This window comes from Rheinheimera tilapiae (genome assembly GCF_042432165.1).
GTDB lineage: Bacteria > Pseudomonadota > Gammaproteobacteria > Enterobacterales > Alteromonadaceae > Pararheinheimera > Pararheinheimera tilapiae.
In genome coordinates this window covers 25,194-51,063 of record NZ_JBHLXP010000004.1, presented here as the reverse complement: position 1 = coordinate 51,063, position 25,870 = coordinate 25,194, and the positions used below count along the sequence as shown (strand labels likewise).

21 protein-coding genes are annotated in these 25,870 nt (G+C 50.0%); 12 read left to right on the top strand and 9 right to left on the bottom strand.

The window, feature by feature from the left end:
- Window position 1: 1 nt before the first annotated feature.
- Together mnmG and mioC are read right to left on the bottom strand one after the other, a co-directional pair.
- Window positions 2-1,891 carry a tRNA uridine-5-carboxymethylaminomethyl(34) synthesis enzyme MnmG gene (gene mnmG / locus ACFFJP_RS15155; RefSeq protein ID WP_377245869.1) on the bottom strand — a complete coding sequence of 630 codons (1,890 nt, stop codon included), beginning with the start codon at window positions 1,889-1,891 and terminating at the stop codon, window positions 2-4.
- A 589-nt stretch (window positions 1,892-2,480) separates the two neighbouring features.
- Window positions 2,481-2,933: an FMN-binding protein MioC gene (gene mioC, locus ACFFJP_RS15150; RefSeq protein ID WP_377245866.1), complete on the bottom strand. Its 453-nt coding sequence runs from the start codon at window positions 2,931-2,933 to the stop codon at window positions 2,481-2,483.
- Between the two features lie 167 nt (window positions 2,934-3,100).
- On the opposite strand from mioC, the gene ACFFJP_RS15145 reads away from it, so the two are divergent.
- From ACFFJP_RS15145 to ACFFJP_RS15135, 3 genes are all read left to right on the top strand, one after another.
- A complete protein-coding gene (locus tag ACFFJP_RS15145) occupies window positions 3,101-4,954 on the top strand; it encodes a DEAD/DEAH box helicase (RefSeq protein WP_377245863.1) in 1,854 nt (617 codons plus the stop codon).
- Window positions 4,955-5,086: 132 nt separating this feature from the next.
- On the top strand, window positions 5,087-5,536 hold the full coding sequence (gene trxC, locus ACFFJP_RS15140; protein ID WP_377245860.1) for a thioredoxin TrxC: 450 nt from the start codon (window positions 5,087-5,089) through the stop codon (window positions 5,534-5,536).
- Between the two features lie 140 nt (window positions 5,537-5,676).
- Window positions 5,677-6,168: a YbhB/YbcL family Raf kinase inhibitor-like protein gene (locus tag ACFFJP_RS15135; protein ID WP_377245857.1), complete on the top strand. Its 492-nt coding sequence runs from the start codon at window positions 5,677-5,679 to the stop codon at window positions 6,166-6,168.
- Between the two features lie 44 nt (window positions 6,169-6,212).
- Here ACFFJP_RS15135 and mnmE read toward each other — a convergent pair whose 3' ends face one another.
- From mnmE to rpmH, 5 genes are all read right to left on the bottom strand, one after another.
- The gene (gene mnmE / locus ACFFJP_RS15130; RefSeq protein WP_377245854.1) at window positions 6,213-7,577 is read right to left on the bottom strand and encodes a tRNA uridine-5-carboxymethylaminomethyl(34) synthesis GTPase MnmE; all 1,365 of its coding nucleotides are present in this window, start codon (window positions 7,575-7,577) and stop codon (window positions 6,213-6,215) included.
- Window positions 7,578-7,653: 76 nt separating this feature from the next.
- Window positions 7,654-9,294, bottom strand: a complete 1,641-nt coding sequence (yidC, locus tag ACFFJP_RS15125; RefSeq protein WP_377245851.1) for a membrane protein insertase YidC — start codon at window positions 9,292-9,294, stop codon at window positions 7,654-7,656.
- Between the two features lie 8 nt (window positions 9,295-9,302).
- A complete protein-coding gene (gene yidD / locus ACFFJP_RS15120; protein ID WP_208932530.1) occupies window positions 9,303-9,560 on the bottom strand; it encodes a membrane protein insertion efficiency factor YidD in 258 nt (85 codons plus the stop codon).
- Entirely contained in the window at window positions 9,512-9,883 is a 372-nt protein-coding gene (rnpA, locus tag ACFFJP_RS15115; protein ID WP_377245848.1) for a ribonuclease P protein component, read from the bottom strand. Before rnpA ends, yidD begins: the two co-directional genes overlap by 49 nt.
- 20 nt (window positions 9,884-9,903) lie before the next feature.
- On the bottom strand, window positions 9,904-10,041 hold the full coding sequence (gene rpmH, locus ACFFJP_RS15110) for a 50S ribosomal protein L34 (protein WP_084164225.1): 138 nt from the start codon (window positions 10,039-10,041) through the stop codon (window positions 9,904-9,906).
- 437 nt (window positions 10,042-10,478) lie between these two features.
- Between rpmH and dnaA the strand changes: the two genes are divergently transcribed.
- Genes dnaA through gyrB form a run of 4 tightly spaced genes read left to right on the top strand, consistent with a single transcriptional unit; the run spans window position 10,479 to window position 16,482 of the window.
- The gene (gene dnaA / locus ACFFJP_RS15105; protein WP_377245845.1) at window positions 10,479-11,849 is read left to right on the top strand and encodes a chromosomal replication initiator protein DnaA; all 1,371 of its coding nucleotides are present in this window, start codon (window positions 10,479-10,481) and stop codon (window positions 11,847-11,849) included.
- A gap of 12 nt (window positions 11,850-11,861) precedes the next feature.
- Window positions 11,862-12,965 (top strand): DNA polymerase III subunit beta, encoded by a 1,104-nt coding sequence (dnaN, locus tag ACFFJP_RS15100; protein WP_377245842.1) that lies wholly within the window; start codon window positions 11,862-11,864, stop codon window positions 12,963-12,965.
- Between the two features lie 3 nt (window positions 12,966-12,968).
- Window positions 12,969-14,081, top strand: a complete 1,113-nt coding sequence (gene recF, locus ACFFJP_RS15095; protein WP_377245839.1) for a DNA replication/repair protein RecF — start codon at window positions 12,969-12,971, stop codon at window positions 14,079-14,081.
- The gene (gyrB, locus tag ACFFJP_RS15090; protein ID WP_377246541.1) at window positions 14,065-16,482 is read left to right on the top strand and encodes a DNA topoisomerase (ATP-hydrolyzing) subunit B; all 2,418 of its coding nucleotides are present in this window, start codon (window positions 14,065-14,067) and stop codon (window positions 16,480-16,482) included. Before recF ends, gyrB begins: the two co-directional genes overlap by 17 nt.
- A 107-nt stretch (window positions 16,483-16,589) precedes the next feature.
- Here the strand turns inward: gyrB and ACFFJP_RS15085 are convergent, their stop codons facing one another.
- Window positions 16,590-17,474: a transporter substrate-binding domain-containing protein gene (locus ACFFJP_RS15085; RefSeq protein ID WP_377245836.1), complete on the bottom strand. Its 885-nt coding sequence runs from the start codon at window positions 17,472-17,474 to the stop codon at window positions 16,590-16,592.
- Window positions 17,475-17,662: 188 nt separating this feature from the next.
- Entirely contained in the window at window positions 17,663-18,004 is a 342-nt protein-coding gene (locus ACFFJP_RS15080) for a DMT family transporter (RefSeq protein ID WP_377245833.1), read from the bottom strand.
- Between the two features lie 252 nt (window positions 18,005-18,256).
- Between ACFFJP_RS15080 and ACFFJP_RS15075 the strand changes: the two genes are divergently transcribed.
- From ACFFJP_RS15075 to ACFFJP_RS15055, 5 genes are all read left to right on the top strand, one after another.
- Window positions 18,257-18,631 carry a BlaI/MecI/CopY family transcriptional regulator gene (locus ACFFJP_RS15075; protein ID WP_377245830.1) on the top strand — a complete coding sequence of 125 codons (375 nt, stop codon included), beginning with the start codon at window positions 18,257-18,259 and terminating at the stop codon, window positions 18,629-18,631.
- Entirely contained in the window at window positions 18,631-19,836 is a 1,206-nt protein-coding gene (locus ACFFJP_RS15070) for a M56 family metallopeptidase (RefSeq protein WP_377245827.1), read from the top strand. The genes ACFFJP_RS15075 and ACFFJP_RS15070 overlap by 1 nt, the downstream gene beginning before the upstream one ends.
- A 190-nt stretch (window positions 19,837-20,026) precedes the next feature.
- Entirely contained in the window at window positions 20,027-20,941 is a 915-nt protein-coding gene (gene glyQ, locus ACFFJP_RS15065) for a glycine--tRNA ligase subunit alpha (RefSeq protein ID WP_377245824.1), read from the top strand.
- A gap of 2 nt (window positions 20,942-20,943) precedes the next feature.
- On the top strand, window positions 20,944-22,998 hold the full coding sequence (gene glyS, locus ACFFJP_RS15060; protein WP_377245821.1) for a glycine--tRNA ligase subunit beta: 2,055 nt from the start codon (window positions 20,944-20,946) through the stop codon (window positions 22,996-22,998).
- Between the two features lie 171 nt (window positions 22,999-23,169).
- On the top strand, window positions 23,170-25,848 hold the full coding sequence (locus ACFFJP_RS15055; protein WP_377245818.1) for a M14 family zinc carboxypeptidase: 2,679 nt from the start codon (window positions 23,170-23,172) through the stop codon (window positions 25,846-25,848).
- Window positions 25,849-25,870 lie beyond the last annotated feature (22 nt).

Here is a 25,870-nt window from a genome sequence, read left to right as displayed (position 1 = left end):
CTCAGGCGGATTTTCGTAACAGGCCTTGTTTTTTCAGATAGACCAGCAGCAGTGAAATGGCCGCTGGTGTAATACCGGAGATCCGTGACGCTTGACCCATAGTTTCAGGCTGCGCTTGGTTCAGTTTCAGCACGACTTCATTCGACAATCCTTTCACGACTGAATAATCAAAGCCTACGGGCAAACGGGTGTTTTCGTTGCGTTCCTGCTTGGCGATCTCGTCTTGCTGGCGATTGATATAGCCTTCGTATTTGATTTGGATCTCGACTTGCTCAGCGGCGTCCTGCATAGCCAGTCCGGGACCAACGCCTTCTATCTGCATTAGATCTTTGTAGGTCACTTCAGGCCGGCGGATCAGATCCTCTAAGCTCGCTTCACGGCTTAATGGCGTTTTCAGCAAGGTATTTACTTGTGCCAGCGACGCATGCTGCGGGTGGATCCAGCTCTGTTTCAGACGCTGGCGTTCCAGTTCAATCTGTTCGATTTTTTCGTTAAACGCGGCCCAGCGCAGATCATCAACCAGCCCCAGCTCACGGCCTTTGGTGGTCAGACGCAAATCAGCATTGTCCTCGCGCAGCATCAGCCGGTATTCAGCACGGCTGGTGAACATCCGGTAGGGCTCTTTAGTACCCAAAGTAGTCAGATCATCAACCAGTACTCCGAGGTAAGCCTGATCGCGACTAGGTACAAACGCATCTTGTTCTTTCACCAGCAAAGCTGCGTTGAGACCTGCCAGCAAGCCTTGTGCGCCAGCCTCTTCATAACCAGTTGTACCGTTGATCTGACCGGCAAAAAACAGACCGCTGATATATTTAGTTTCCAATGATTTTTTCAGATCCCGTGGATCAAAGAAATCATATTCAATGGCATAGCCAGGGCGGGTGATATGTGCATTTTCAAGACCTGGTATCGAGTGCACTAATGCCAGTTGCACATCGAATGGCAGGCTGGTGGAGATCCCGTTTGGATACAGTTCGTGTGTAGTCAGACCCTCTGGTTCGATAAAGATCTGATGCTTGTCTTTGTCCGCAAAACGATTGATTTTATCTTCAATCGATGGGCAATAGCGTGGACCGACGCCCTCAATTACACCGGTGTACATCGGTGAACGATCCAGGCCGCCACGAATGATGTCATGGGTCTGTTCGTTGGTGTAGGTGATGTAACAAGGCACCTGACGCGGGTGATCGCTTTGTTTGCCTATAAACGACATTACCGGCAGTGGCGTATCACCTGGTTGCGGCTGCATTTTGCTGAAGTCCACGCTACGAGCGTCAATGCGTGGTGGCGTACCGGTTTTCAGCCGACCGACCCGGAATGGTAATGTACGCAAACGTTGGGCCAAAGCCACTGATGGCGGATCACCAGCACGGCCACCGCTGTAATTTTGCAAACCAATATGGATCTGACCTGCGAGGAAAGTTCCAACCGTCAGCACGACTGCTTTTGCCTGAAACTTCAATCCCATCTGGGTTACAACACCGACAACCTGATCATTTTCTACGATCAGATCATCACAGGCTTGTTGAAAGATTTGCAGATTTGGTTGGTTTTCCAGGATGGAACGGATCGCAGCACGATACAGCTGTCGATCTGCCTGAGCTCGTGTAGCACGTACTGCAGGGCCTTTTGAGCTATTCAGTGTGCGAAATTGGATCCCGGCATGATCCGTTGCAACGGCCATAGCGCCACCTAAGGCATCGATCTCTTTGACCAAATGGCCTTTGCCGATCCCACCGATCGCAGGATTACAAGACATCATGCCCAGCGTTTCAACGTTATGGGTCAACAACAGGGTTTGCATACCCATACGGGCAGCTGCTAAAGCAGCTTCAGTGCCAGCATGTCCGCCACCGACCACAATCACATCGTAACTTTGTTGAAACAACATATCTGCCTCATCGCCTTTGCAACAGCATAAAAAAGGGCACGCATTGTACCTCAGATCCTCTGTGAAACGGAATGTTTTAAACGTGTTCAGGATCCGATGCGATCCATATATATAAAGAAGATCTTTAAAGAGATCTTTCTTATTATTCTTACTACTATAGAGGCTGTTTCTGGTTGATAAGCCATTTTTTCCTCTTAGGATCAGGATCTTATAAAGGATCTAAGCTGTGATCTGATCCGGATCTATATCGGATCAACCTGTGATCAAATGGCATGTTTATCCACAGGGTCAAATGCGAATAATTCCATCAAGAGGATAACATCAGCTTATACACTGGGTTATTCATGTTTTATCCACATCTGTGATCAAGTTGGGATCTGTCTGTGGACAACCCTGTATAGCTGGATCTCATTTTTATCAGTGATTTATCAGAAGAATATTAAGTAATTTGATTCTTAAAGACAGATGATCGGCCTTGTTGGTTCTAGTTGCCAACATACCACCGTTAGATATCCAGTTTCTGGACAGTGACTTGTGTATTTGTGGGGGACTCTGGTCCCCCTTTTTTTCAAAGGATCTTACAGATAGATCAGTCAACTGATTGTGCTGATAGCTTGGAGATCAATTGTGGTAACCAAGCCAACGCCAGATCTTCAGGCAAATCAGCGTGTTGTGCATCAATTTGTAAACTCAGGTCTAAATTTTTAGCTGAATTTTTTGCCAGTAATTCCGCTATTTTGCTGCCAGCCAGACAAAAAGTATCATAGTTGGAGTCACCTAAAGTGATCACGGCATAAGAAACTGTGGTAAGATCTGTTTGATCTTGTGCTAATTGATCCGCAAAGGGTTGGATGTTATCGGGCAGATCACCCGCACCATAGGTCGAGGTGATCACTAACCAGGTTGAGCTTCTGGTCAGTTGTTCTAATACGGGCGTCAGATGTAATCTGACAGGAAATCCCGCTTGTACCAGTGTTTCAGCCACTTGTTCTGCTGTGTATTCAGCAGCGCCCATTTGGCTGCCCACGAGGATCTCAATCATCTGTACGTCTCTGGTCAGTTAAATGATTGGCTATACTACTGGAATTTGTGCCTGTTGAGCATCGCTCACAACAGGCGCCGGGTATTTTTACTGCAATGCAGGCTCAGTAAAACTACAATAGCACATACCTTTGAAGCGCCTGCGTGTTATTGAGGTTAATACAACATATGTCCGAGTCCCTGACTTTTTCCCAGCTTGACCTGCCAGAACCATTGTTACGCGCGGTCACAGAATTGGGTTACGAAACACCGTCTCCTATCCAGGCGGCCGCAATCCCAAAACTGTTAGCTGGTGAGGACTTATTAGGCCAGGCACAAACCGGTACCGGTAAAACTGCCGCCTTTGCATTGCCATTACTGGCCCGGCTTGATCCCGCACAGAACGAGCCACAAATCCTAGTGCTAGCGCCAACGCGTGAGCTGGCGATCCAGGTTGCAGAAGCGTTTCAGGCTTATGCCCGCTTTATGCCTGCATTCCATGTGCTGCCTTTATATGGTGGCCAAAGCTATACCAACCAGCTGAAATCATTAAAACGCGGATCGCAAGTCATTGTAGGTACGCCAGGTCGTATTCTTGATCACTTAGATCGCGGTACGTTAAAGCTGGATAAACTGCGCGCCATCGTGTTAGACGAAGCCGATGAAATGCTGCGGATGGGTTTTATCGATGATGTACAAACCATCATGGATGCGACACCAGCAGGTCGTCAGGTTGCAATGTTCTCTGCAACTATGCCATCGCAAATCCGCGCCATCGCGCAGAAGCATCTGAAAAATGCTCATGAAATTAAGATTGAATCTAAAACCAGTACTGTTGAGCGGATCACACAACGTTATGTGATGCTGGATGGAAATCAAAAGCTGGACGCACTGACCCGTGTACTGGAAGGCGAAGAATATGATGCCAGCATTATTTTCGTTCGTACTAAGAGTGCTACTGAGGAAATTGCCGAAAAATTAGGTGCTCGCGGTTATGCAGTCGCTTGCCTCAATGGCGATATGAACCAGGCCAACCGCGAACAAACTATTCGCCGTTTAAAAGCCAGCCAGATCGATGTGATTGTTGCAACTGATGTTGCTGCACGCGGTCTGGACGTTGAACGGATCAGCTTAGTTATTAACTACGACATTCCGTACGACAGTGAAGCTTATGTTCACCGTATCGGCCGGACTGGTCGTGCTGGTCGTGAAGGGAAAGCGATTCTGTTCGTGTCACCACGTGAACGTCGTCTGCTGCGCACTATTGAACTCGCTACCCGCCAGCCAATTGAAAAAATGTCGTTGCCAACAGGCGAAGTGATTGAACAGCGCCGGATCGAATCATTCCGCGAATTACTGGCCAACACTATCGAAGCGAAAAACCTGAGTTTCTTCCAGGATCTGATCAACGACTGGCGTGAAAAGTTGGAAACGACTGATGCTGATTTAGCTGCTGCGCTGTTGTTTATGGCACAAAAGGGTCAGCCGTTAAATGTTGCTGGTCAGTTCCCTGAGATCCGTGAGCCGCATGCACGTGGCGAGCGCCCTGAACGTGGAGATCGTCCGGCGCGTACAGGTGACCGTCCTGAGCGTTCAGGTGATCGCCCGGAGCGTGGTCCACGCCCACCACGTCGCGAGTTGCAAGGCAACTATATCAACTACCGGATTGAAGTTGGTAAAGAGCACGGCGTTCGTGCTGGTGATATCGTAGGTGCCATCGCCAACGAAGCCAATATTGACAGCCAGTTCATCGGTAACATCAAACTGTTTGATCATTTCTCAACAGTGGAATTACCAGGCGATATGCCAACAGAAGTCTTTCAGCATCTGAAAAAGGTTTATGTGCGGAAACAGAAGCTGAACATTAGTGTAGATTCTGGTGGTCCAGGTTCAGAGCGCGGTGAGCGTCCTGAACGTTATCAACGCAGTGGTGCTGATCGTACTGAACGCAGTGAACGCCCAGATCGTGGTGCTCCAGCGGCAGGCACTGGCCCACGGCCAGGTGCTGCACCGAAAAAACCGCGGACCCGCGAAGGCTCATAAGCCCAACTGGTTTTGTCGCTAGTCAGAGACCCCGCTTTTGCGGGGTTTTTGTTTTTTCGGCTCCTCGTTTCGTCCCTTGATGTTTTGCTGATAACCCCCAGATCATGACAAAGCCTATGAGGATCCCAAATCATGATTATCGCCTGTCCCCACTGTGCCGGCCTGAACCGCTTGCCAGCCAGCAGACTCGGTCAGACGCCGCTGTGTGGCAAATGCGGGCAAAGTTTGTTTACCGGCAGTCCGGTTGACATTACCGCAGAAAATTTTGCCAATCTGGTGCAAAAATCAGATCTACCGGTGGTGCTGGATTTCTGGGCGGCCTGGTGTGGACCCTGCCAGAGTTTTGCCCCTACGTTTGCTCAGGCCGCACGCGAATTTGAGCCGCATTTGCGCTTTGGTAAAATAAATACTGAAACGCAGCAGCAGTTGGCAGCACAGTTTCAAATCAGATCGATCCCAACGCTGATGTTGTTACACAAAGGGCAGGTCGTGGCCCAACTTGCCGGCGCATTGCCAAAACAGCAGTTTTACCAGTGGTTGCAACAACACCGCAGCGCGATATCACTACAGAATGAACAGTAAGTCACTATTCAGCTATGTAATGATGTCCGGTCTCCATTAGTCCTGGATGATTGGACAAACAGCGATGGCGCTACCATTTTATGTCGGATAAATTGGTACTGAGTTATGCTCAGTTGCAAATGATCAACGATGGAGTTCTGATGCAAAACAATAAATTTAATCTGACCAGTCCGGATATTCAGGAAGGTCATTTCATGGCAAAAACATTTGAATTCAACGGTTTTGGCTGTGATGGGCCTAATTTATCACCTGCATTGCACTGGCAAAATGCGCCAGAAGGTACTCAGAGTTTTGCCATTACGGTATATGATCCGGATGCGCCGACCGGCTCCGGTTTCTGGCATTGGCTGGTGTTAGATATCCCGGCAGATGTCAATGCACTGGCTCGAGGTGCCGGCAATGGCGCGCTACCTGCCGGCTGCCGTTCCTTTAATAACGATTATGGTATTAAGGAATTTGGCGGTGCTTGTCCACCAGAGGGACATGGCATGCATCGGTATCAATTCACGGTTTGGGCATTACCGACGGCAGCATTGGGTGTTCCTGATGGCGCCAGCGCTGCGGTAGTGGGATTTATGCTGAACGCCAGTGCACTGGCCAAAGCAACATTAACGGCAACTTATGCCCGCTAAGGGCTGATGTACGAGAAGCCGGCTCGATAGCCGGCTTTTTTTGCTTATTTTCCGATACAGAAGCTGGAAAAGATCCGGCCTAACAGATCATCAGAGCTGAATTCGCCGGTAATTTCATTTAAGTGCTGCTGAGTCAGGCGCAATTCTTCTGCTAACAGTTCGCCGGCCAGATGGTCATGCAATTGCTGCTCACCGATGGACAGGTGTTCAGATGCCCGGGCTAATGCGTCAAGATGGCGGCGTCTGGCAATAAAACTGCCTTCATTCCCCGTTTCAAAACCCATGCAGGCTTTTAAATGCTCGCGAAGGGCATCCAACCCGGTTTTATCTTTAGCAGACAGGCGAAACAACGGATATTTGCCACTATCTTCGCCACCGACCGGCTCGCCGGTTAAATCGGCTTTATTTCGGATCACGCTGATCCCCAATTCTGGCGGGATCTGCGCGATAAAATCGGGCCAAATCTCGGCCGGATCTATTGCTGCTGTGGTAGTACTGTCGACCATAAAGAGTACCCGATCTGCCTGCAAAATTTCCTGCCAAGCGCGTTCGATACCAATTTGCTCGACTTTGTCAGTGGCTTCGCGCAGTCCTGCGGTATCAATGATATGCAAAGGCATGCCATCAATATGGATATGTTCGCGCAGCACGTCGCGGGTGGTGCCAGCGATGTCTGTGACAATGGCGGCTTCACGTCCGGCCAGCGCATTCAGTAAACTGGATTTGCCGGCATTTGGACGGCCTGCGATCACCACTTTCATGCCTTCGCGCAGAATACTGCCCTGAGTGGCCTGTTTTTGGATCTGTGTTAAATCGGCGCGAATGACTGCCAGGTCGCCAGACACTTTGCCATCGGACAGAAAATCAATTTCTTCGTCCGGGAAATCAATGGCAGCCTCAACATACATGCGCAAATAAATCACTTTTTCCACTAACGCATGGATTTGCCGGGAGAACTCGCCTTGCAATGATTGCATCGCACTGCGGGCTGCCTGCTCGCTGCTGGCATCAATGAGATCAGCAATTGCTTCTGCTTGGGTCAGATCGAGTTTGTCGTTCAAAAATGCCCGTTCAGAAAACTCGCCAGGGCGGGCGATGCGTAAATCTGTTATTTGCAGAATACGTCGCAATAGCATATCGAGTAGCACGGGTCCGCCATGGCCTTGCAGTTCCAGCACATCTTCGCCGGTGAAAGAATTCGGACCCGGAAAGTACAGCGCGATGCCCTGGTCCAAGACGGATCGGTCAGCAGCGAGAAAGGGCAGATATTCCGCGACACGAGCTTTTGGCACGCGGCCTAATACAGCCTGTGCGACTGCAACAGCTTGCGGGCCTGAAACCCGGATAATTCCAACCCCGGCGCGTCCCGGAGCTGTGGCTTGTGCAGCGATGGTATCAGTGGCGTACATACCCTATTCCTCTTCACTTCAGATAAAAAAATGGCCATTACAAGTGTAACGGCCATTGTGCATTCGGTCAGGATGTTCAGGCGTTACGTACGTGCAGGCCTTTTTTCTCCATACCTTTGTAGATATACAGCATCTGCGCCAGTGAGATCAGGTTACTGACCACCCAGTACAGCACCAGACCGCTTGGGAAAATGATGAAAAACAGACCAAAGACGACTGGCATCCACAACATGATTTTTTGCTGCATCGGATCTGTCACTGTGACAGGTGTCAGCTTCTGCATTGCATACATACTGACAATGTACAGAATTGGCAGTACTAAATATGGATCCATTACAGATAAATCTTTGATCCAGAAGATAAACGGCGCCTGACGTAATTCAATACTTTCGACAAACACAAAATACAGTGCCAGGAAAATTGGCATCTGGATCAGCATTGGCAGACAACCACCCATCGGGTTTACTTTCTCTTTGCGATACAGTTCCATCATCGCCGGGCCCATCTTCTGCTTGTCGTCTTTATAACGCGCCTGCAGCTCGTCGATTTTTGGCTTCAAATTGCGCATCTTTGCCATGCCTTCGTACTGGGCTTTAGTCAACGGGAACATCGCCAGTTTAATCAGCAGCGTGATGGCAATGATTGCGACACCCCAGTTGCTAACTAAATTGTGGATTTGCTGCAACAACCAGAACAGAGGTTGAGAGATAAACCATAACCAGCCGTAATCAACGGTGAGGTCCAGTCCATGTGCAATTGCCGCAAGACTGGCCTGATCTTTCGGACCTGCGTAGAAGGTTGCGGTCAGAGTTTTACTTTCGCCGGCTGCAATGCTGCTTTGCGGACCACGTACGCCAATAATACCTTCATTGTTGTTGACCAGACTGAACAGTTGGTTTTGTTCTTCGGCTTGCGGTACCCAAGCCGAGACAAAGTAGTGTTCCAGCATGCTGACCCAGCCGCCTTTGGTCGCAAGGTCCAGGTTTTGGTCCTGCATATCTTCAAAGGCGAACTTTTCATAACGTTGTTCACTGGTGGAGTAAGCACCGCCACGGTATACCGGCATCATCATATTGCCGTCTTTACCATTTTCGATGGTCTGAGCCAGATAATGATAAGGCTGGATGACTTTGCTGCCGGTACTGGTGTTGGTTACGATATAATCAACCCGGACATCATATTTGCCAGCGCTGAAGGTATAACGTTTCTCAATTTGCAGACCGTTGTGTTCCAGTTTCAGGCTGACATTCAGTTCAGTTTGGCCATCAGCCAAAGCGAATTTATCCTGAGTGACGCTATATACAGGTTTGGCAGTGCGTTTTTCATCAGGGCCGTCACCTAACAGACCGCTTTGCGCTGTGTAGTTGAAGCCATTAAGTTGACGCATTAACGGATATGGCGTGTTGTCTTCCAGGCTTAGCGTGTATTTCGGTAGCACTAGGCCAACGATATCGCCACCACGGGTGTCAATTTTGACATTCAGCACATCAGTATTGACTTCAATGACTTTGCCTTCTGTTACCGCTGCAGTCGTTGAAGTGGTATTGCTCAGTGGACCTGAGGCTGACAACTGAGGTTCGGCGCTGGCATTAGGGCTGTTGATCGCGGTTTGAGCCGGAACAACTGGCTTTGGACCATAATCTTTCTGCCAGTCTTGCCACAGAAAAAAACTGACGATTGCAAAGGCAATCACTAATAAACTACGTTGCGATTCCATGTGTGAGCTTATCTCTTTTGCTTGTCAGGAACTGGGTCTTCACCACCCGGATGTAAAGGGTGACATTTTAATAGACGTTGTGTGGTTAACCAACTGCCTTTTATCACGCCAAAGCGTTGTAATGCTTCAACAGCATAATGTGAGCAACTCGGAGTAAAACGGCAGCTGGGCGGGAACAGCGGGCTAATACATCGCTGATAACCATAAATCGCTGTGATCAGGATTTTGGTTGGATAGCTTTGTACTGGCGGGCGATTTTGCTCCATAAGCGCTCCAGTTGCTGGTGTAGCTCTGCGTTGTCAGTGTTGCTGATATCGCCTTTCACCATCAGCACCATATCGACCGGTGGCAATTCGTGCTGATGCAGCCGGAAACTGTCACGGGCACAACGTTTGATGCGATTCCGATGGACGGCCAATTTAGCACGTTTTTTAGCGATCGTCAGACCAATCCGTGGATGATCAGATTGATTGGCTTTACACAGGATAGTGAAGAGTGGGGAAGCGACCCGGAACGGGTTCTGGAATACATTGTCGAATTCGCGGGGAGTTAACAGACGTAACTCCCTGCTGAAGGTATAGCTGACCACGCAGCGCTTTAAATAACTGACTAGACAGTTAAGCGCTTGCGGCCTTTCGCACGGCGACGTGCTAATACTGCGCGGCCATTTTTATCTGCCATGCGTGCACGGAAACCGTGGTTGCGTTTCTGTTTTAAAACGCTTGGTTGAAAGGTTCTTTTGCTCATTTTCTTCGTCCGTCCGGTCGATAGTTACTAACTGAATCTGAGTTTTAGTAAGTACCAAAACGCAGCGATTTAAAAAAGAGCGCGAATTCTAAGTATTCTGCCCCTGCTTGTCAATGCGATCCTTGGTTATTTCCCACTCAGATCCAAGATCTTTCACAGTTGTCCACAGGCTGAGCTTTGTTCTGGGATAATATGTGCATGAATCTACATTAAGACCATGGATATACCAGAAAAATAGCAGCCGTTTTGCCGGTATTATTAAATTGTCTAAAAGATAAAAATGTATATAAAACAATTGAATATGTTGATGTTGTTCGAATCATCCGCTTTTTCAAAAAGTCAATATTGCAGTTGTGGATAAGATCGGCTCATAATGCAGGTCTTTCCCTAACACCTGCCTTGTCCAATACTAATTATTCGAGGCTGATGGAGATATGGTGTATCAGTCAGTTTGGCAAAATTGCCTGGAAGCGTTGCAGTCTGAGCTGCCAGCACAACAGTTCAGTATGTGGATCCGACCGCTGCAGGCCGACAGTTCTCATGACGCATTAACGCTTTATGCACCAAATCGCTTTGTGTTGGATTGGGTTCGCGATAAATATCTGAACCGGATCAATGAGTTGATCCATGATTATTGTGGTGATCATTCTCCACGTTTGCGTTTTGAAGTTGGCAGCAGTCAGAAAACTCCCAAGGTAAGCCCGGTCGCCAGTAGCAGGCTTGTCCCTGTTGCTGCAGCACCTGCTGCGTCTGCAGCTGTGGCAGAGCCAGCGCCAAAAACTATAGTGCGTAGTAACGTGCGTGCGAACTATACCTTTGAGAATTTCGTTGAAGGTAAGTCGAACCAATTAGCCCGTGCAGCTGCCAGTCAGGTCGCCGACAATCCGGGTACAGCCTATAACCCGTTATTTTTGTATGGTGGGACCGGCCTCGGTAAGACTCACTTGTTGCATGCTGTTGGCAACGGGATCCTGGCAAAAAAGCCTGATGCAAAAGTCATCTATATGCATTCAGAGCGTTTTGTCCAAGATATGGTAAAAGCGCTGCAGAATAATGCGATCGAAGAATTTAAGCGATATTACCGCTCTGTTGATGCATTGCTGATCGATGATATTCAGTTTTTTGCCAAGAAAGATCGATCACAAGAAGAATTCTTCCATACATTCAATGCGTTACTTGAAGGTAACCAACAAATCATACTGACGTCGGATCGATATCCGAAAGAAATTGATGGCGTTGAAGAGCGTTTGAAGAGCCGGTTTGGTTGGGGTCTGACCATTGCCATTGAGCCACCAGAGTTAGAAACCCGGGTTGCGATCCTGATGCGCAAAGCGCAGGAAAATAACATCCGATTGCCGGAAGAAGTGGCATTTTTTGTCGCCAAACGGCTGCGATCGAATGTCCGGGAGCTTGAAGGGGCATTAAACCGCATCACTGCTAACGCCAATTTTACTGGTCGGCCCATTACTATCGATTTTGTCCGCGAGTCATTGCGTGATTTATTGGCGCTACAGGACAAGCTGGTAACAATAGAAAATATTCAAAAGACAGTCGCCGAGTATTATAAAATCCGCGTCGCTGATCTGTTATCTAAACGTCGTTCGCGCTCGGTTGCTCGTCCACGGCAGATGGCGATGGCGTTATCAAAAGAGCTCACCAACCACAGTTTACCCGAGATCGGTGATGCGTTTGGCGGCCGGGATCATACAACCGTATTGCACGCTTGCCGGAAGATTGAGTCTTTGAAAGAAGAAACTCATGAAATTAAAGAAGATTTTCAAAATTTAATCCGGACATTGTCATCTTAATAGGGACTTGTTATGCATTTTATTATTGAGCGTGACGCTTTATTAAAACCCTTACAAATGGTGTCTGGTGCGATTGAGCGCCGGCATACTTTGCCTATTCTGTCGAATGTATTACTCGACGTGACTCAGGATCAAATCGCGTTGACGGGCACAGATCTGGAGATTGAGCTGGTTGCTGCCGCATTTCCGCAACAAGTGATCACGCCCGGACGAGTGACTATTCCGGCGAAAAAGTTATTAGATATCTGCCGGTCCTTGCCAGAATCTTGTGTGTTGACGCTACAACTGCAAGGCGACAATTGTGTTGTCAGCACCGGGAAAAGTAAATTTACCCTGGCGACCCTGAGTGCGAGTGATTATCCGAATCTGGAAAGCTGGCAAGGTGAAGTCGAATTCGAACTCAGCCGCATCCAACTACGCAAGCTGATGGAAGATACCGCATTTTCGATGGCAAACCAGGATGTACGTTATTACTTAAATGGTTTGTTGTTTGAAGTAGATAATGGCACGTTACGGACTGTTGCTACAGACGGTCACCGGCTGGCGTTGAGCTCGATGGAGCTTGGGGTCACTGCAGGTCAGCAAAAGCAGGTCATTATACCGCGCAAAGGTGTTTTGGAATTGATGCGTTTGCTGGCTGCGGATGACCAGTTAATCCGTCTGAGTATTGGGCAGAATCATATCCGGCTGATGGACAGCCAGTTTAGTTTTAGCAGTAAGTTGATTGATGGCCGTTTCCCGGATTACCGTAGAGTGCTGCCACGCAATAGTTCACGTCAACTCACCGCGCATCGTTCGGTATTAAAAGACGCATGTGTGCGCGCTTCTATTCTTTCCAACGAAAAGTATCGTGGCGTGCGGTTTACGTTAAATCCACAAGAACTGCAGATAGTCGCGAACAATCCTGAGCATGAACAGGCAGAGGAAGTCATTGAGGTCGAATACAACGGCGATACTCTCGAGATCGGCTTTAATGTCGGTTACGTGCTGGATGTATTAAATACGCTTAATACAGATTTGGTGGTGATGCATTTAAGTGATGCCAATTCCAGTTCGCTGGTCGAAGGGGTTGGCAACCCTGGAGCCTTGTATGTCGTGATGCCAATGCGGCTCTGACGCATGGCTTTAACTTCGTTGCACCTGCATGATTTTCGTAATATCAAGCAGGCGCAGCTGGATTTTCATCCAGGCTGGAATTTGATTTATGGTGCCAATGGCAGCGGCAAAACCAGCTTATTAGAAGCTATTTATCTGTTGGCGCATGGACGGTCATTCCGTACTGGGAAGCCGTATAAGGTGATCCGGCACGAGCAGGCGCAATACACGTTATTTGCGCGTGTTGATTGGTCAATGCAACAGATTGCGTTGGGGATGCAACGGGATCGACAAGGCGACTGGCAGGTGCGGTTAAATGGTGAGGCGGTGCAACGATTGGCAGATTGCGCCAGTTTGTTACCGGTACAGCTATTACAGCCTGAAAGTTTTCGCTTGTTTTTTGGTGGTCCGAAAGAGCGACGGCAGTTTTTTGATTTGGGATTGTTCCACGTGGAACCTTCCTTTTATGACACATGGCTGCGTTTTCATAAGGTATTAAAGCAACGAAATGCCTTATTAAAAAGCAGACAAGCGTATGGTGCCCAGTATCAATATTGGGATCAACAATACGTTGAACTTGCGGTGCAATTGCAGCAGTTACGCCAGCAGTACTTGCAGACGCTTTCAAGCGTCTTACTGACACTGACAGCAGACGTTCCTAGCTTGGCAGGCCTTCAGTTGGAACTTGCCCCCGGATGGCAGGTTCGCAGTGGTGAAGCTGCAGAGTTATGGCAGCAACTGCAAGACAGTTTCAGCAGTGATCTGAAAGCTGGTTATAGTCAGCTAGGACCACAAAAAGCAGATTTGCGCTTAAAAGTTGATGGCGAATATGTGGACGACTTGTTGTCGCGTGGTCAGCTGAAAGTGCTGCTGTTTGCACTGAAAGTGGCACAGAGTAACGTGATTGCGCAGCGGGGGCATAAACAGCCTTTGTTGTTAATCGATGATCTGGCGTCTGAGTTGGATGACCAATCCAAACGCCAGATCTTCAAATTTTTAGCTCAACTCCAATCGCAGGTGTTTATTACTGCAATTGAACCTGACCAGATTTTGCCGCACCTGACCCAGGACGCGGCATTGTTCCACGTGGAACATGGGCAGATAAAACGGACGGATAATGATGGCCGAAGAACATAATTACGATTCCTCGAGTATTAAAGTACTGAAAGGTTTAGATGCAGTTCGCAAAAGACCTGGTATGTACATCGGGGACACCGATGACGGCTCAGGCTTGCACCATATGGTGTTCGAAGTTGTCGATAACTCAATAGACGAAGCATTAGCAGGTTATTGTAGCGATGTGTTTGTCACCATTCACAGTGACAACTCAGTGTCAGTCCGCGACAACGGTCGTGGTATTCCGACCGATATGCATGAAGAAGGGGTTTCGGCCGCTGAAGTCATCATGACTGTATTACATGCCGGTGGTAAGTTTGACGATAACTCGTACAAAGTATCTGGTGGTCTGCACGGTGTTGGTGTGTCGGTTGTGAACGCGCTGTCAGACAAACTGGAACTAACGATTCGCCGCAAAAATAAAGTACACAACCAGATCTATCGCCTGGGTGTACCGGATGAGCCGTTAAAAGTGATTGGTGAGACCGATAGCACAGGTACCGAAATTCGCTTTTGGCCTAGTGATACGATATTTACCGACATTAACTTTCACTACGACATTCTGGCTAAACGCCTGCGTGAACTGTCATTCCTGAACTCTGGTGTCAGCATTATTCTGAGTGATGAACGCGACGACAAAAAAGACCACTTCAAATACGAAGGTGGTATCGAAGCGTTTGTGCAGTATTTAAATCGCACCAAAACGGCGATCCATCCAAAAGCTTTCTACTTTTGCTCATCACGTGATGACGGTATTACCGTTGAAGTTGCGATGCAGTGGAATGACTCGTTCCAGGAAGGCATTTATTGTTTTACCAACAATATTCCGCAGCGCGATGGTGGTACTCACTTAGCGGGTTTCCGCTCAGCATTAACCCGCGTGTTGAACACGTACATCGATGCAGAAGGTTATGCCAAGAAGATGAAAGTGACCGCCACTGGTGATGATGCGCGGGAAGGTTTAACCGCAGTTATCAGCGTGAAAGTGCCGGATCCTAAATTCAGCTCGCAGACCAAAGATAAGCTGGTATCCAGCGAAGTGAAATCAGCGGTCGAAAGTGTGATGCACGAGAAGCTGAACGAATATCTGCTGGAAAGCCCGAACGATGCCAAAATCATCGTCACTAAAATTGTTGATGCGGCCCGTGCGCGGGAAGCGGCGCGCAAAGCGCGTGAAATGACACGACGCAAAGGCGCACTGGATATTGCTGGTTTGCCTGGTAAGTTAGCCGATTGTCAGGAAAAAGACCCGGCATTGTCTGAACTGTATCTGGTAGAGGGTGACTCTGCGGGCGGGTCTGCCAAGCAGGGCCGTAATCGTAAAAACCAGGCGATCCTGCCACTGAAAGGTAAAATCCTGAACGTGGAGAAAGCGCGCTTCGACAAAATGATTTCGTCACAGGAAGTAGGTACGCTGATCACTGCATTGGGTTGTGGTATTGGCCGTGAAGAATACAATCCGGATAAGACTCGTTACCACAGCATCATCCTGATGACGGATGCGGACGTCGACGGTTCTCACATTCGTACCTTGTTACTGACCTTCTTCTATCGTCAGACGCCTGAGCTGATTGAGCGCGGTTACATCTACATTGCGCAACCGCCGCTGTATAAAGTGAAAAAGGGCAAACAAGAGCAGTACATCAAAGATGATACTGCGATGACCGAATACCTGACCACGTTGGCATTGGACGAAGCAACGTTGCACGTTAACGCGGATGCCCCAGGCATTGGCGGCGCGCCGCTGGAAGCTTTGGTCAGCCAGTACTACAAATGTAAAACTACCATCGATCGTTTGGGTCGTAAGATCCCATTAAATCTGCTGAATGAGCTGGTTTATGTTCCTGGTATTACAGTTGAAATGTTAAAAGACGCAACTCTTACTAAAGAGTGGGTTGCCAAACTGGCCAAACGTCTGCAAGACAAAGAAGGTGATGGTTCCAGTTACACCTTTGATGTGACCGAAGACCGCGAACGGAATCTGACATTACCAAAAATTGTGATCCGCCAGCATGGTATCGACAATGAATATGTGCTGCATTATGACTTTATCACGTCAATTGATTACGGCCGTATCGCTGCTTTGGGCGATTCGATCCGTGACCTGATTGAAGAAGGTGGTTATATCCGCCGTGGTGAGAAAATCAAACCGATCAGCAATTTTGTCGAAGGTCTGGATTGGCTCATCACTGAGTCGAAAAAAGGTCTGTATATCCAACGCTATAAAGGGTTAGGTGAAATGAACCCTGAACAGTTGTGGGAAACGACTATGGATCCGAATACTCGCCGTATGCTGCGAGTCACCATTGAAGATGCGATTGGCGCCGATCAATTGTTTAATACATTGATGGGTGATGAAGTAGAACCACGTCGGGCCTTTATCGAAGAAAACGCATTGCGTGTTGCGAATCTCGATATCTAAAACACTGTGCCCTGTATCATAAAAAAAGCAGACTTAGGTCTGCTTTTTTTATGCAGAATCCTAATGGTATTGCGTGGAAAAGTCTGGACTAGGGAAGTCCAATTGACCTATTGGACCTGCGTTGGTATATACCAAAGTTCAGTACGATCTAGTGGCGTTGCTGTTGGCAATAATGGATTTCGTAATTGAATCAGGTGACGTTCGGCCAGCTTTGAACGGGCAATAGCGTCACCAAATTCTTGCATAAACATCGCCTCGAATTCGCCACTTTGCAGCATAAGCTCCAAGCCTTGTTCGACCTGATGTGCCAATTCTTGTTGCTCGCGCGAGAAAAAATAATACAAAGCTGTTGGATAATAGAGTACCAGACTTGCTTCAACTGGTAACTGCACTTTTGCTTCAGCTTGCTCCCGCCAAATCTCAAGAACAGAACGAGGAAAGGCATCAACCCGGTTGTTTGAAACCATTTCGAACATGGACGAATACTGGTTGGAAGGGACCACTTTAAGTTTATTAAAACGCAGGATTTCGGTATCTGGCCAGTCATGGCCTTGTGTCAGTAACAACTTTTTTAGATCGTTTAACTGCAACAGAGGTGCGGATTGCGCCTGTTGTGGTGACAGCAGCAAAATGCGCCAACCATACAGGCCTTTATCAATGGGGAATCTAACCGGAGTCAGTAACTGCTCGCGTCCTGTGGTTGTTACGCTCCAGAACACATCAATACCATGTTTTTCTGCAACCGTGCGTAAGGAGCGGCCTTGTACCATTGGCACCTCCGACGCGACTAATTGATGTCGAATACCCATCTTATTGAGTGCCGCGGCTAACAGTCGAACCTGATACAACTGACTGCTATCACCATCCTGAATAGGGCGGGCATAGACAATGGTTTTGGCGGGGATCTCTGCTGTCAGCGCCATACATGGTAACAGCAGGCAACTCCACAACAACGTCCGGAAACTCTGCCGGACTGTGAACATTTCATTCATCAGATCGCCTCGCCAAATACCCCGCTAAGCATTACCCAAATCCGTGGTCTTGTCGCCCGCATCGCGAAATAAAGCCCTATTTGGTAGTGCTTTGTCTGGTGGCGCAGCCCATTACTATGACTCAGTTTTACTTTCAGCATGAAGCGAATATTAGCCGGACAATAAACCAGCCTGATGTTTTGGCAAGGTCAATGTTGCGGCGCCAGCGTCAGCTGCAATCCGACAATACCGACTAGTAACATCAGCAGACTAAGCCAGGCGCCGGCGCTGAGCGGTTGTTGAAAATAGAATTGTTGCAACAAAGCACTGCCGATGGCGCCCATTCCAACCCAGCCGCAATAAGCCAATGCAACTGGGAGCTGTTGGCTGGCTTTGGCCAGCAACAACACACTGAGGAACATTGAGACAGCTGCGAGACCAGACGGCAGCAAACGACTGAAACCATCTGACAAGCGCACGCATAACACCCATAGCACTTCAAAAGCGGCAGCAGCAATTAAGTAGAGATAAGCAGAATAAGATATCGACATGTGAACGGCTCCTTACATCTGGCTGGGGCCGTCCCCGGGTGAACTGGAGTGGTGAGGTCGTCCTCACGTCCTTTTTGACCTGCCGGAAAATAGCACTGTCTGCAGGTGCAGGCAAGTGAATCGACTGAAAATTAATCTGCAGCCACCCTGTTGCACTAATTGATTACGCGTGTAATATTAAATGTATTACGCGTGTAATCAATTATTCTGTTTCAAGTGCGAGAGTAGATAACAGAAACACCGGGGTTAAAAATGAAAGAGATTAGTCAGGCAGAACTCGAAGTGATGAAAGTGTTGTGGCTACAGGCGCCACAGACGGCGAATCAGGTGGTGGAGCAACTGGCAGATGCCAGTCAGTGGCATGAAAAGACGGTGAAAACTTTACTCAACCGCTTAGTAAGCAAAGGTGCGGTCAGCTATGAAAAAGACGGCCGCGCATATTTGTATTTCCCGGTGCTGCAACAATCGGATTATCAGCTGCGGGAAAGTCAGAGCTTTATCCAGCGCGTGTTATCTGGCCGGCTTGCGCCACTGGTGGCGGGTTTTGCTGAGCAGCAGCAACTAAAGGCTGAAGATGTGGCAGAGCTGAAACAGCTGATCGCGAAATGGGAACAGGAGCAGAAATAATGCTGAACTGGCTGCTGACGCAAGTGTTGCCTTTAACCCTGCTGCTTACCGTTCTATTGCTGGCGCGGCCACTGGCACTGCGCTGCTTGGGCGCGCGCTGGCAATACAGTCTATGGCTTGCTGTGCCGCTCTTGCTGTTATGGCCTTTACTGCCATATCAGCTGACTCCCGAAGCTGAGACAACCGTCTATCAGGTGCAGCTGAATATACATCAGTTGAGTAAAGGCCTGGCTGCGGAGCACCAGTGGTCTTTACTGCTATTGGCACTGTGGTTGAGTGGTGTCGGTGTGATGGCCGTTGCTTTATGGCGCCAATATCAGCATATCCGCCAACAGCTGAAAGCCGCCAACCTATTTACTGCCGTCGAAACTCCGTTAGCCTGCAAACAAAGCCGCGGCCAGCAAGGGCCTTTTGTTACCGGCTGGTGGCAACCAACTGTATTACTACCGGTGGATTTCCTGCAACGATTTGACGCCGAACAACAGCAATTGGTCCTACAACATGAGCTGACGCATTGGCGCCGTGGCGACCTGCACGCCAACCTGTTTGCACTGTTAGTGCTGATGCTGTTTTGGTTCCATCCGCTGTGCTGGCTGGCGTATCGCGCTTACCGGCAGGATCAGGAACTGGCATGTGACGCTTTGGTATTAGCGAACGCCAGCCCCCGCCAAAAGATTGCTTACAGTTATGCGCTGCTGCGCAGTCTACAAAGCAATGCCCACAGCAGTACCGCCCATTGGCAACTGCTCACCAATCACTATGGAGATAAAAAGATGATGAAACAACGTCTGCAATTGTTACAGCGCCAGCAAGGTTTTAGTAAAACTGCGATGGCGCTGACCATGCTCGCTTTAGTCGGCGTTACTTTGTGGCTGCAACAGCCGGTACAGGCAGCAGGTGCCTCGGAGGATATTAAGCCAGTGATGCGCGTTGAGCCGCGTTTTCCGGTGGGTGCTGCAGCCGCCGGAACAGAAGGTTATGTAGTTGCTGAGTTTGATATTCAGCCAGATGGCAGTGTCAAAAATGTCCAAATTATCAAATCGGTGCCGGTTCAGGTATTTGACGACGTAGCCTTAAAGGCGCTGCAGCAATGGATGTATAGTCCGTCGGCAACCGGATTGAAAAAAGCCAAAGTGCAACTCGACTTTGCGATGGACCCTGTTCCGGCAGATATCGAACGGGTGGAGGTTACACCGCAGCATTAAACCAGCTTAAAACAGTCAAAACAGCAAAGGGGCCACGGGCTCTTTTGCTGTTTTGTCTGGATCCCCCGCCTGATAAGGGCATGGACAGAAAAAGCGCGGAAAAACCGCACCGTTGCGCTACAGAAACCCTGCACAAATGGGTATACTTTCCGGTCTTTATTGCCGAAATAGCGGAGCAGGTGCGCTTTCTATGCACAAATACGATATTAAAACCTTTCAGGGCCTGATCCTGGCATTACAGGACTATTGGGCTCGTCAGGGCTGCGTCATTGTGCAGCCGCTGGATATGGAAGTGGGTGCTGGTACATTCCACCCGATGACATTCTTACGTTCGCTGGGCCCGGAGCCAAGCAACGTTGCTTACGTGCAGCCATGCCGTCGCCCGACCGATGGTCGTTACGGCGAAAACCCGAACCGGTTGCAACATTATTATCAATTTCAGGTCATTCTGAAGCCGTCGCCGTCTGACATTCAGGAGCTGTACTTAGGCTCGCTGCGTGAACTCGGCATCGATACGCTGGTGCATGACATCCGCTTTGTCGAAGACAACTGGGAATCGCCAACGTTGGGCGCCTGGGGCTTAGGCTGGGAAGTCTGGTTAAATGGTATGGAAGTGACACAGTTCACTTACTTCCAGCAAGTCGGTGGCCTTGAGTGTCGCCCGGTTACCGGTGAAATCACCTACGGTTTAGAACGACTGGCTATGTATATTCAGGGCGTTGACAGCATTTTTGATCTGGTCTGGACCGATGGCCCGATGGGCCGCGTCACTTATGGCGATGTGTTCCATCAGAATGAAGTCGAACAATCGACTTACAATTTCGAATATGCCGATGTGCCGGCGTTGTTTGCGGCCTTTGATCAGCATGAAGCAGAAAGCCATAAGCTGATTGAGCTGGGTCTGCCGCTGCCGGCCTATGAAAAAGTAATGAAAGCCTCACACGCCTTTAACTTGCTGGATGCCCGTCACGCCATTTCGGTGACTGAGCGTCAGCGTTACATTCTGCGTGTCCGGACTCTGGCCAAGGCCTGTGCGGAAGCTTATTACGCGGCACGTGAGAAGCTCGGCTTCCCGTTATGCCGTAACACCAAGCAGGAGGCCTGATCGTGGCACAAGATTTTTTTGTCGAGATTGGCACCGAAGAGCTGCCACCGAAGTCGTTAAAAACCTTAGCAACGGCGTTGCAGCAAAACATCGTGGATGAACTGACCAAACTGGGTCTGGGCTTTGCCGACAGCCAATGGTATGCCGCACCACGTCGTCTGGCCGTACGGGTCAATGCACTGGCTGCGCAGCAAACCGATAAAATCGTCGAAAAACGTGGTCCGGCGCTGGCTGGTGCTTTTGATGCCAATGGCGAGCCAACCAAAGCGGCGCAAGCCTGGGCTGCTTCGAATGGCATCACTGTGGCAGAAGCCGAACGTTTAGAAACGGACAAAGGCGCCTGGCTGATTCACAAAGCCAAAGTTACGGGTATCGCGACTGTCGCGCTGCTGGAACAAGTAGTGGCCACAGCACTGGCTAAACTGCCGATCGCCAAGCCGATGCGCTGGGGTGCCAATGACGCTGAGTTCATCCGTCCAGTTCACACTATCATCATGCTGTACGGCAACGATATCGTGCCTGCGACTATTCTGGGTAAAACCTCTGGTCGCGTCACTCATGGCCACCGTTTCCATGCGCCAGCCAAAGTCGAAATTGCCAATGCAGATGCTTACTTAAGCACACTGGAGCAGGCTTATGTCGTGGCCGATTACGACAAGCGCAAAACTTTCATTAAAGCCGAAGTTGAGAAGACCGCCGCCAGCTTAAACGGTATCGCCCAGATGGACGAAGCCTTGCTGGAAGAAGTGTCCTCGTTGGTTGAATGGCCGGTGGTACTGGTGGGTTCTTTTGAAGAACGTTTCTTGGAAGTGCCACCAGAGCCGTTGATGTCGACGATGAAAGACAACCAGAAGTACTTCCCGCTGAAAGATACAGCCGGCAAGCTTTTGAATAAATTCATTTTTGTCGCCAACATCGCCAGCAAAGACCCGCAACAAATCATTTCGGGTAATGAAAAAGTGGTGCGGCCACGTTTAACCGACGCGCAGTTCTTCTTTGGTGTCGATAAAAAGACCAAACTGGCAGACCGGCTGGAAAGTCTGGGCACTGTGTTGTTCCAGCAAAAGCTCGGCACACTGCTGGAGAAATCACAACGTATCAGCGAACTGGCAGGGTACATCGCTGGCAAAATTGGTGCTGATGTCGACCACGCTAAACGCGCCGGTTTGCTGTCTAAAACCGACCTGATGAGCAACATGGTCGGTGAATTCCCGGAAACCCAGGGCATTATGGGCATGCACTATGCGCGCATCGACGGCGAAGCCGAAGCGGTCGCGCTAGCGCTGAACGAGCAATACATGCCGCGCTTTGCCGGTGATGCATTACCAGGTCAGTTGGTCAGCTGTGCGGTGGCGATTGCGGACAAACTGGATTCGCTGGTCGGCATCTTTGGGATCGGTCAGGCGCCAAAGGGTGACAAAGACCCATTTGCGCTGCGCCGTGCCGCCATTGGCGCGCTGCGCATCATGGTAGAGAAACAGCTGCCGCTGGATTTGCTCGACGTGATTGGTTTTGCCCAAACCACCTTTGGCGACAAGCTTTCCAATGCCCAAGTGGCAGACGAAGTGCTGGACTTCATGTTAGGCCGGTTCCGCGCCTGGTATGAAGGCGAAGGCTATGGCATCGACGTGATCCAGGCAGTGTTAGCTCGCCGGCCGACTAATCCAGCTGATTTTGATCGTCGTGTGAAAGCCGTTGCAGAGTTCCGTAAACTGGACGCCGCGCTGGCTCTGGCCGCGGCGAACAAGCGGGTTGCCAATATTCTGGCCAAAGTGACCGAAGACATTCCTGCCACTGTGGATACAGCTTTATTAAGCGAAGCTGCGGAAAAAGCACTGCACAGCGCTATTGTGGCTGAGCAGGCTTATCAGCAAAGTCTGAATAGCTACAGCGAAGGCCTGGCGCATCTGGCGCAACTGCGTGACGTGGTCGATCAGTTCTTTGACCAGGTGATGGTCAATGCCGATGATGCCAAAGTGCGGGTAAACCGCCAGGCACTGTTGGCGCAGCTTCGTGCGCTGTTCCTGCAAGTCGCAGATATTGCTGTGCTGCAATAACGACCTTCCGATTTGAAAAATCCCCGCGCACTGCGGGGATTTTTTTAGCTGTATTGCCGGCAGTTCAATCGCAGCAAAGCGCCGGCTGGTCGCATAAACTTTGTACAAGGCTTGCCGCTGTTACCGGGACACTTTAGTTTGATCTTTTCTCAGCAAAAAGAGCCAAATTTGATGCGACGGATCCTGCCTGCTTTATGCCTATTCACGGGCCAATTGTTCACCGGACTGGCGCTGGCCAGTGATACTACACCCGCTTTGCCATATTTCCCTGGCAGTCAATACAACACAGCGGTGCCGACGGTGGAACAGGCGTTGGGCTATGCGCTGGGCAGCCGGATCACCGAACCTGCGGCGGTACTGGACTATTTCCGCCAGCTGCAGCAGGCCGCGCCGGACCGGCTGAAATTGGTGCAATATGGCAAAAGTGCTCAGGGCCGGCCGCTGTTTTATGTGGTGATTGGCAAGCCGGCGCATCTGAGTGCCTTAGATCAAATCGAAACCGATATGCGGCGGCTGGCTGACCCACGGACGCTGACAAATCAGTCTGCCGAACAGTTGCTGCAGAACCTGCCATCCAGCGTCTGGGTGTCCAGTACTTTGCATGGCAATGAAATCAGCCCGGTTGACGCTGCCATGGCGCTGGCGTATTTCCTGCTCGCCGAACAAAGTGGCAAAGCCGCACACATTCTCGATAACACCCTGGTGTATATCGAGCCGCTGCAAAATCCAGACGGCCATCATCGATTTGTCAGCCGTTATTACGCCACTGCCGGGCTGGTGCATTCAGCCGACCGTTTTTCGGCCGAGCATAACGAACCCTGGCCAAATGGCCGCACCAATCACTATCTGTTTGATATGAACCGGGACTGGCTCGCACTGACCCAGCCAGAAATTCAACAGCGGGTGAAACGTTTGCAGCAGATGTTCCCGTTGGTCTATGTGGATTCGCACGAGATGGGCGGCGACCAGAGTTATTATTTCAGCCCGGAAGCAGAGCCGTACAATCCGTTTATTCTGGCGTCACAACGTGACACGCTGCAGTGGTTCGGTCAGAACAATGCGAAAAAGTTTGATGAGCTTGGCTACGACTATTTTACCCGCGAAATCTTTGATGCGTTTTTTCCGGGTTACGGTGCCAGCTGGCCGCTGTATCACGGCAGCATTGCGATGACCTACGAGATGGGATCTGCCCGCGGTCATGCCTATCGCAAACAGGATGGCTCCGTGGTCACTTTTGCCGACGGGGTGCAGCGTAACTTTATTGCGTATACCGCCACCCTTGAAACCGCAGCCACTAAGCGCAAAGAACTGCTGCAGCGTTTTTATCAGTACCGGCAGCAAGCGCTGAAACAAGGCAATAAAGACGGCATCGGTAGTTATATTTTCCCGGTCAGTCGCGATAAAGCCGGTCATCAGAAGCTGATGGGCGTGTTAACGCAACACGGTATCCGGGTGGAGCAGGCGCAGGAAGATTTCCGCGCCTGTGGCCAGTCTTATCAGGCTGGAGCCTATCTGGTGAATACCGCCCAGCCGACATATCAGCTGATCCGCGCTGTGCTGGATGATTCAGTACCGATGGATGCGAAGTTTATCAAACAGCAGGAAGAGCGTCGCGCCAACAATCTGCCAGATCAAATTTACGACGTGACAGCCTGGTCGTTACCGCAGATGTATAACCTGACGGTGAACCGTTGCAGCAGTGCGGTCGAAGTCAGCGCTGCCGCGGTTGGGCCTGAGACTCTCATCCCGGGGCAGGTCAGTCAGACCGATGCTGCTTACGGTTATCTGGTGCCGTGGGGAGATATGGCTGCCGCGCGGTTGATGAGTGCTGCCTTGCAGCAGGGATTCAAAGTTAAAAGTGCGGACGTGGCGTTCACCCATCAGAACGGCAAACAGTATCCGGCTGGTACTTTGATTTTGAGCAAGGCGGATAACCCGGGTCTGGCAGAAAAGATTGGTGAGCTGGCTGGACGGTCTGGTGCTCAGGTTGAAGGGATAAGCAACAGTTGGGTGTTAGATGGGCCGAACTTTGGCTCAGGACAGGTGAAACTGATCCCCAAAGTGAATATCGCCATGGCTTGGGATGAGCCCACGGACCCACTCAGCGCCGGTAGCGCCCGCTTTGTGCTGGAACGATTTATCGGTTATCCGGTCACGGCCATGCGGCCAGCGCAAATGCTGCAATCTGCGTTACAAGGGTATGACGTGCTGATCCTCCCTTCATCGCGGACGGGCTACCAGAACGCATTGGGTGAACGCGGTCAGCAATTGCTGCGGCAGTTTGTGCAGCGCGGCGGCGTGCTGATAGCGCTTGGTAATGCCAATGAATGGTTGTTACAGGGCAAAGAGCCGTTGTTGGCCAGCAAACAGGAATTTAAGACCAGCGAGCGGAAAAAACCGCAGGACAAGACGCAGGTGCCCGGCACTTTATTAAAAGCAGAATCGGATTATCAGAAGTTACTAGAACCCTGGCAGGCTGATCCGGATTGGGTGCCGGGCTTTATGGCCAATGCCCGCGTGGACCAAAACCACTGGCTGACCGCTGCGGTGCCGCCACAGGTCAAAACCATTTATGTCGGCAATCAGATTTATACACCGCTGTCGATCGACCAGGGTCGCAACGTCGTGACTTTTGATAGTGCCGACAAAGTGCTGGCGGGTGGCTTTGTTTGGGATGAAAACCGGCTGCAAATAGCGCAAAAAGCCGTGGTGATGGTGCAGGAACTGGGGCGTGGTCAAATTATCGCCTTTACGCAGGAGCCCAATTTCCGCGCTTATGTCGATGGCATGCACTTGTTGTATATCAATGCGGTATTCCGCGGCGCCGCCAATGCGTCACCGCTTCGTTAAAAAAACAGGGTCAGTCGGTCAG

Excerpts from the sequence above, each read along its gene's own strand:
- mnmG (WP_377245869.1), bottom strand. The coding sequence starts at position 1,891 with ATGTTGTTTCAACAAAGTTACGATGTGATTGTGGTCGGTGGCGGACAT.
- mioC (WP_377245866.1), bottom strand. The coding sequence starts at position 2,933 with ATGATTGAGATCCTCGTGGGCAGCCAAATGGGCGCTGCTGAATACACA.
- ACFFJP_RS15145 (WP_377245863.1), top strand. The coding sequence starts at position 3,101 with ATGTCCGAGTCCCTGACTTTTTCCCAGCTTGACCTGCCAGAACCATTG.
- trxC (WP_377245860.1), top strand. The coding sequence starts at position 5,087 with ATGATTATCGCCTGTCCCCACTGTGCCGGCCTGAACCGCTTGCCAGCC.
- ACFFJP_RS15135 (WP_377245857.1), top strand. The coding sequence starts at position 5,677 with ATGCAAAACAATAAATTTAATCTGACCAGTCCGGATATTCAGGAAGGT.
- mnmE (WP_377245854.1), bottom strand. The coding sequence starts at position 7,577 with ATGTACGCCACTGATACCATCGCTGCACAAGCCACAGCTCCGGGACGC.
- yidC (WP_377245851.1), bottom strand. The coding sequence starts at position 9,294 with ATGGAATCGCAACGTAGTTTATTAGTGATTGCCTTTGCAATCGTCAGT.
- yidD (WP_208932530.1), bottom strand. The coding sequence starts at position 9,560 with ATGGAGCAAAATCGCCCGCCAGTACAAAGCTATCCAACCAAAATCCTG.
- rpmH (WP_084164225.1), bottom strand. The coding sequence starts at position 10,041 with ATGAGCAAAAGAACCTTTCAACCAAGCGTTTTAAAACAGAAACGCAAC.
- dnaN (WP_377245842.1), top strand. The coding sequence starts at position 11,862 with ATGCATTTTATTATTGAGCGTGACGCTTTATTAAAACCCTTACAAATG.
- recF (WP_377245839.1), top strand. The coding sequence starts at position 12,969 with ATGGCTTTAACTTCGTTGCACCTGCATGATTTTCGTAATATCAAGCAG.
- gyrB (WP_377246541.1), top strand. The coding sequence starts at position 14,065 with ATGGCCGAAGAACATAATTACGATTCCTCGAGTATTAAAGTACTGAAA.
- ACFFJP_RS15085 (WP_377245836.1), bottom strand. The coding sequence starts at position 17,474 with ATGAATGAAATGTTCACAGTCCGGCAGAGTTTCCGGACGTTGTTGTGG.
- ACFFJP_RS15080 (WP_377245833.1), bottom strand. The coding sequence starts at position 18,004 with ATGTCGATATCTTATTCTGCTTATCTCTACTTAATTGCTGCTGCCGCT.
- ACFFJP_RS15075 (WP_377245830.1), top strand. The coding sequence starts at position 18,257 with ATGAAAGAGATTAGTCAGGCAGAACTCGAAGTGATGAAAGTGTTGTGG.
- ACFFJP_RS15070 (WP_377245827.1), top strand. The coding sequence starts at position 18,631 with ATGCTGAACTGGCTGCTGACGCAAGTGTTGCCTTTAACCCTGCTGCTT.
- glyQ (WP_377245824.1), top strand. The coding sequence starts at position 20,027 with ATGCACAAATACGATATTAAAACCTTTCAGGGCCTGATCCTGGCATTA.
- ACFFJP_RS15055 (WP_377245818.1), top strand. The coding sequence starts at position 23,170 with ATGCGACGGATCCTGCCTGCTTTATGCCTATTCACGGGCCAATTGTTC.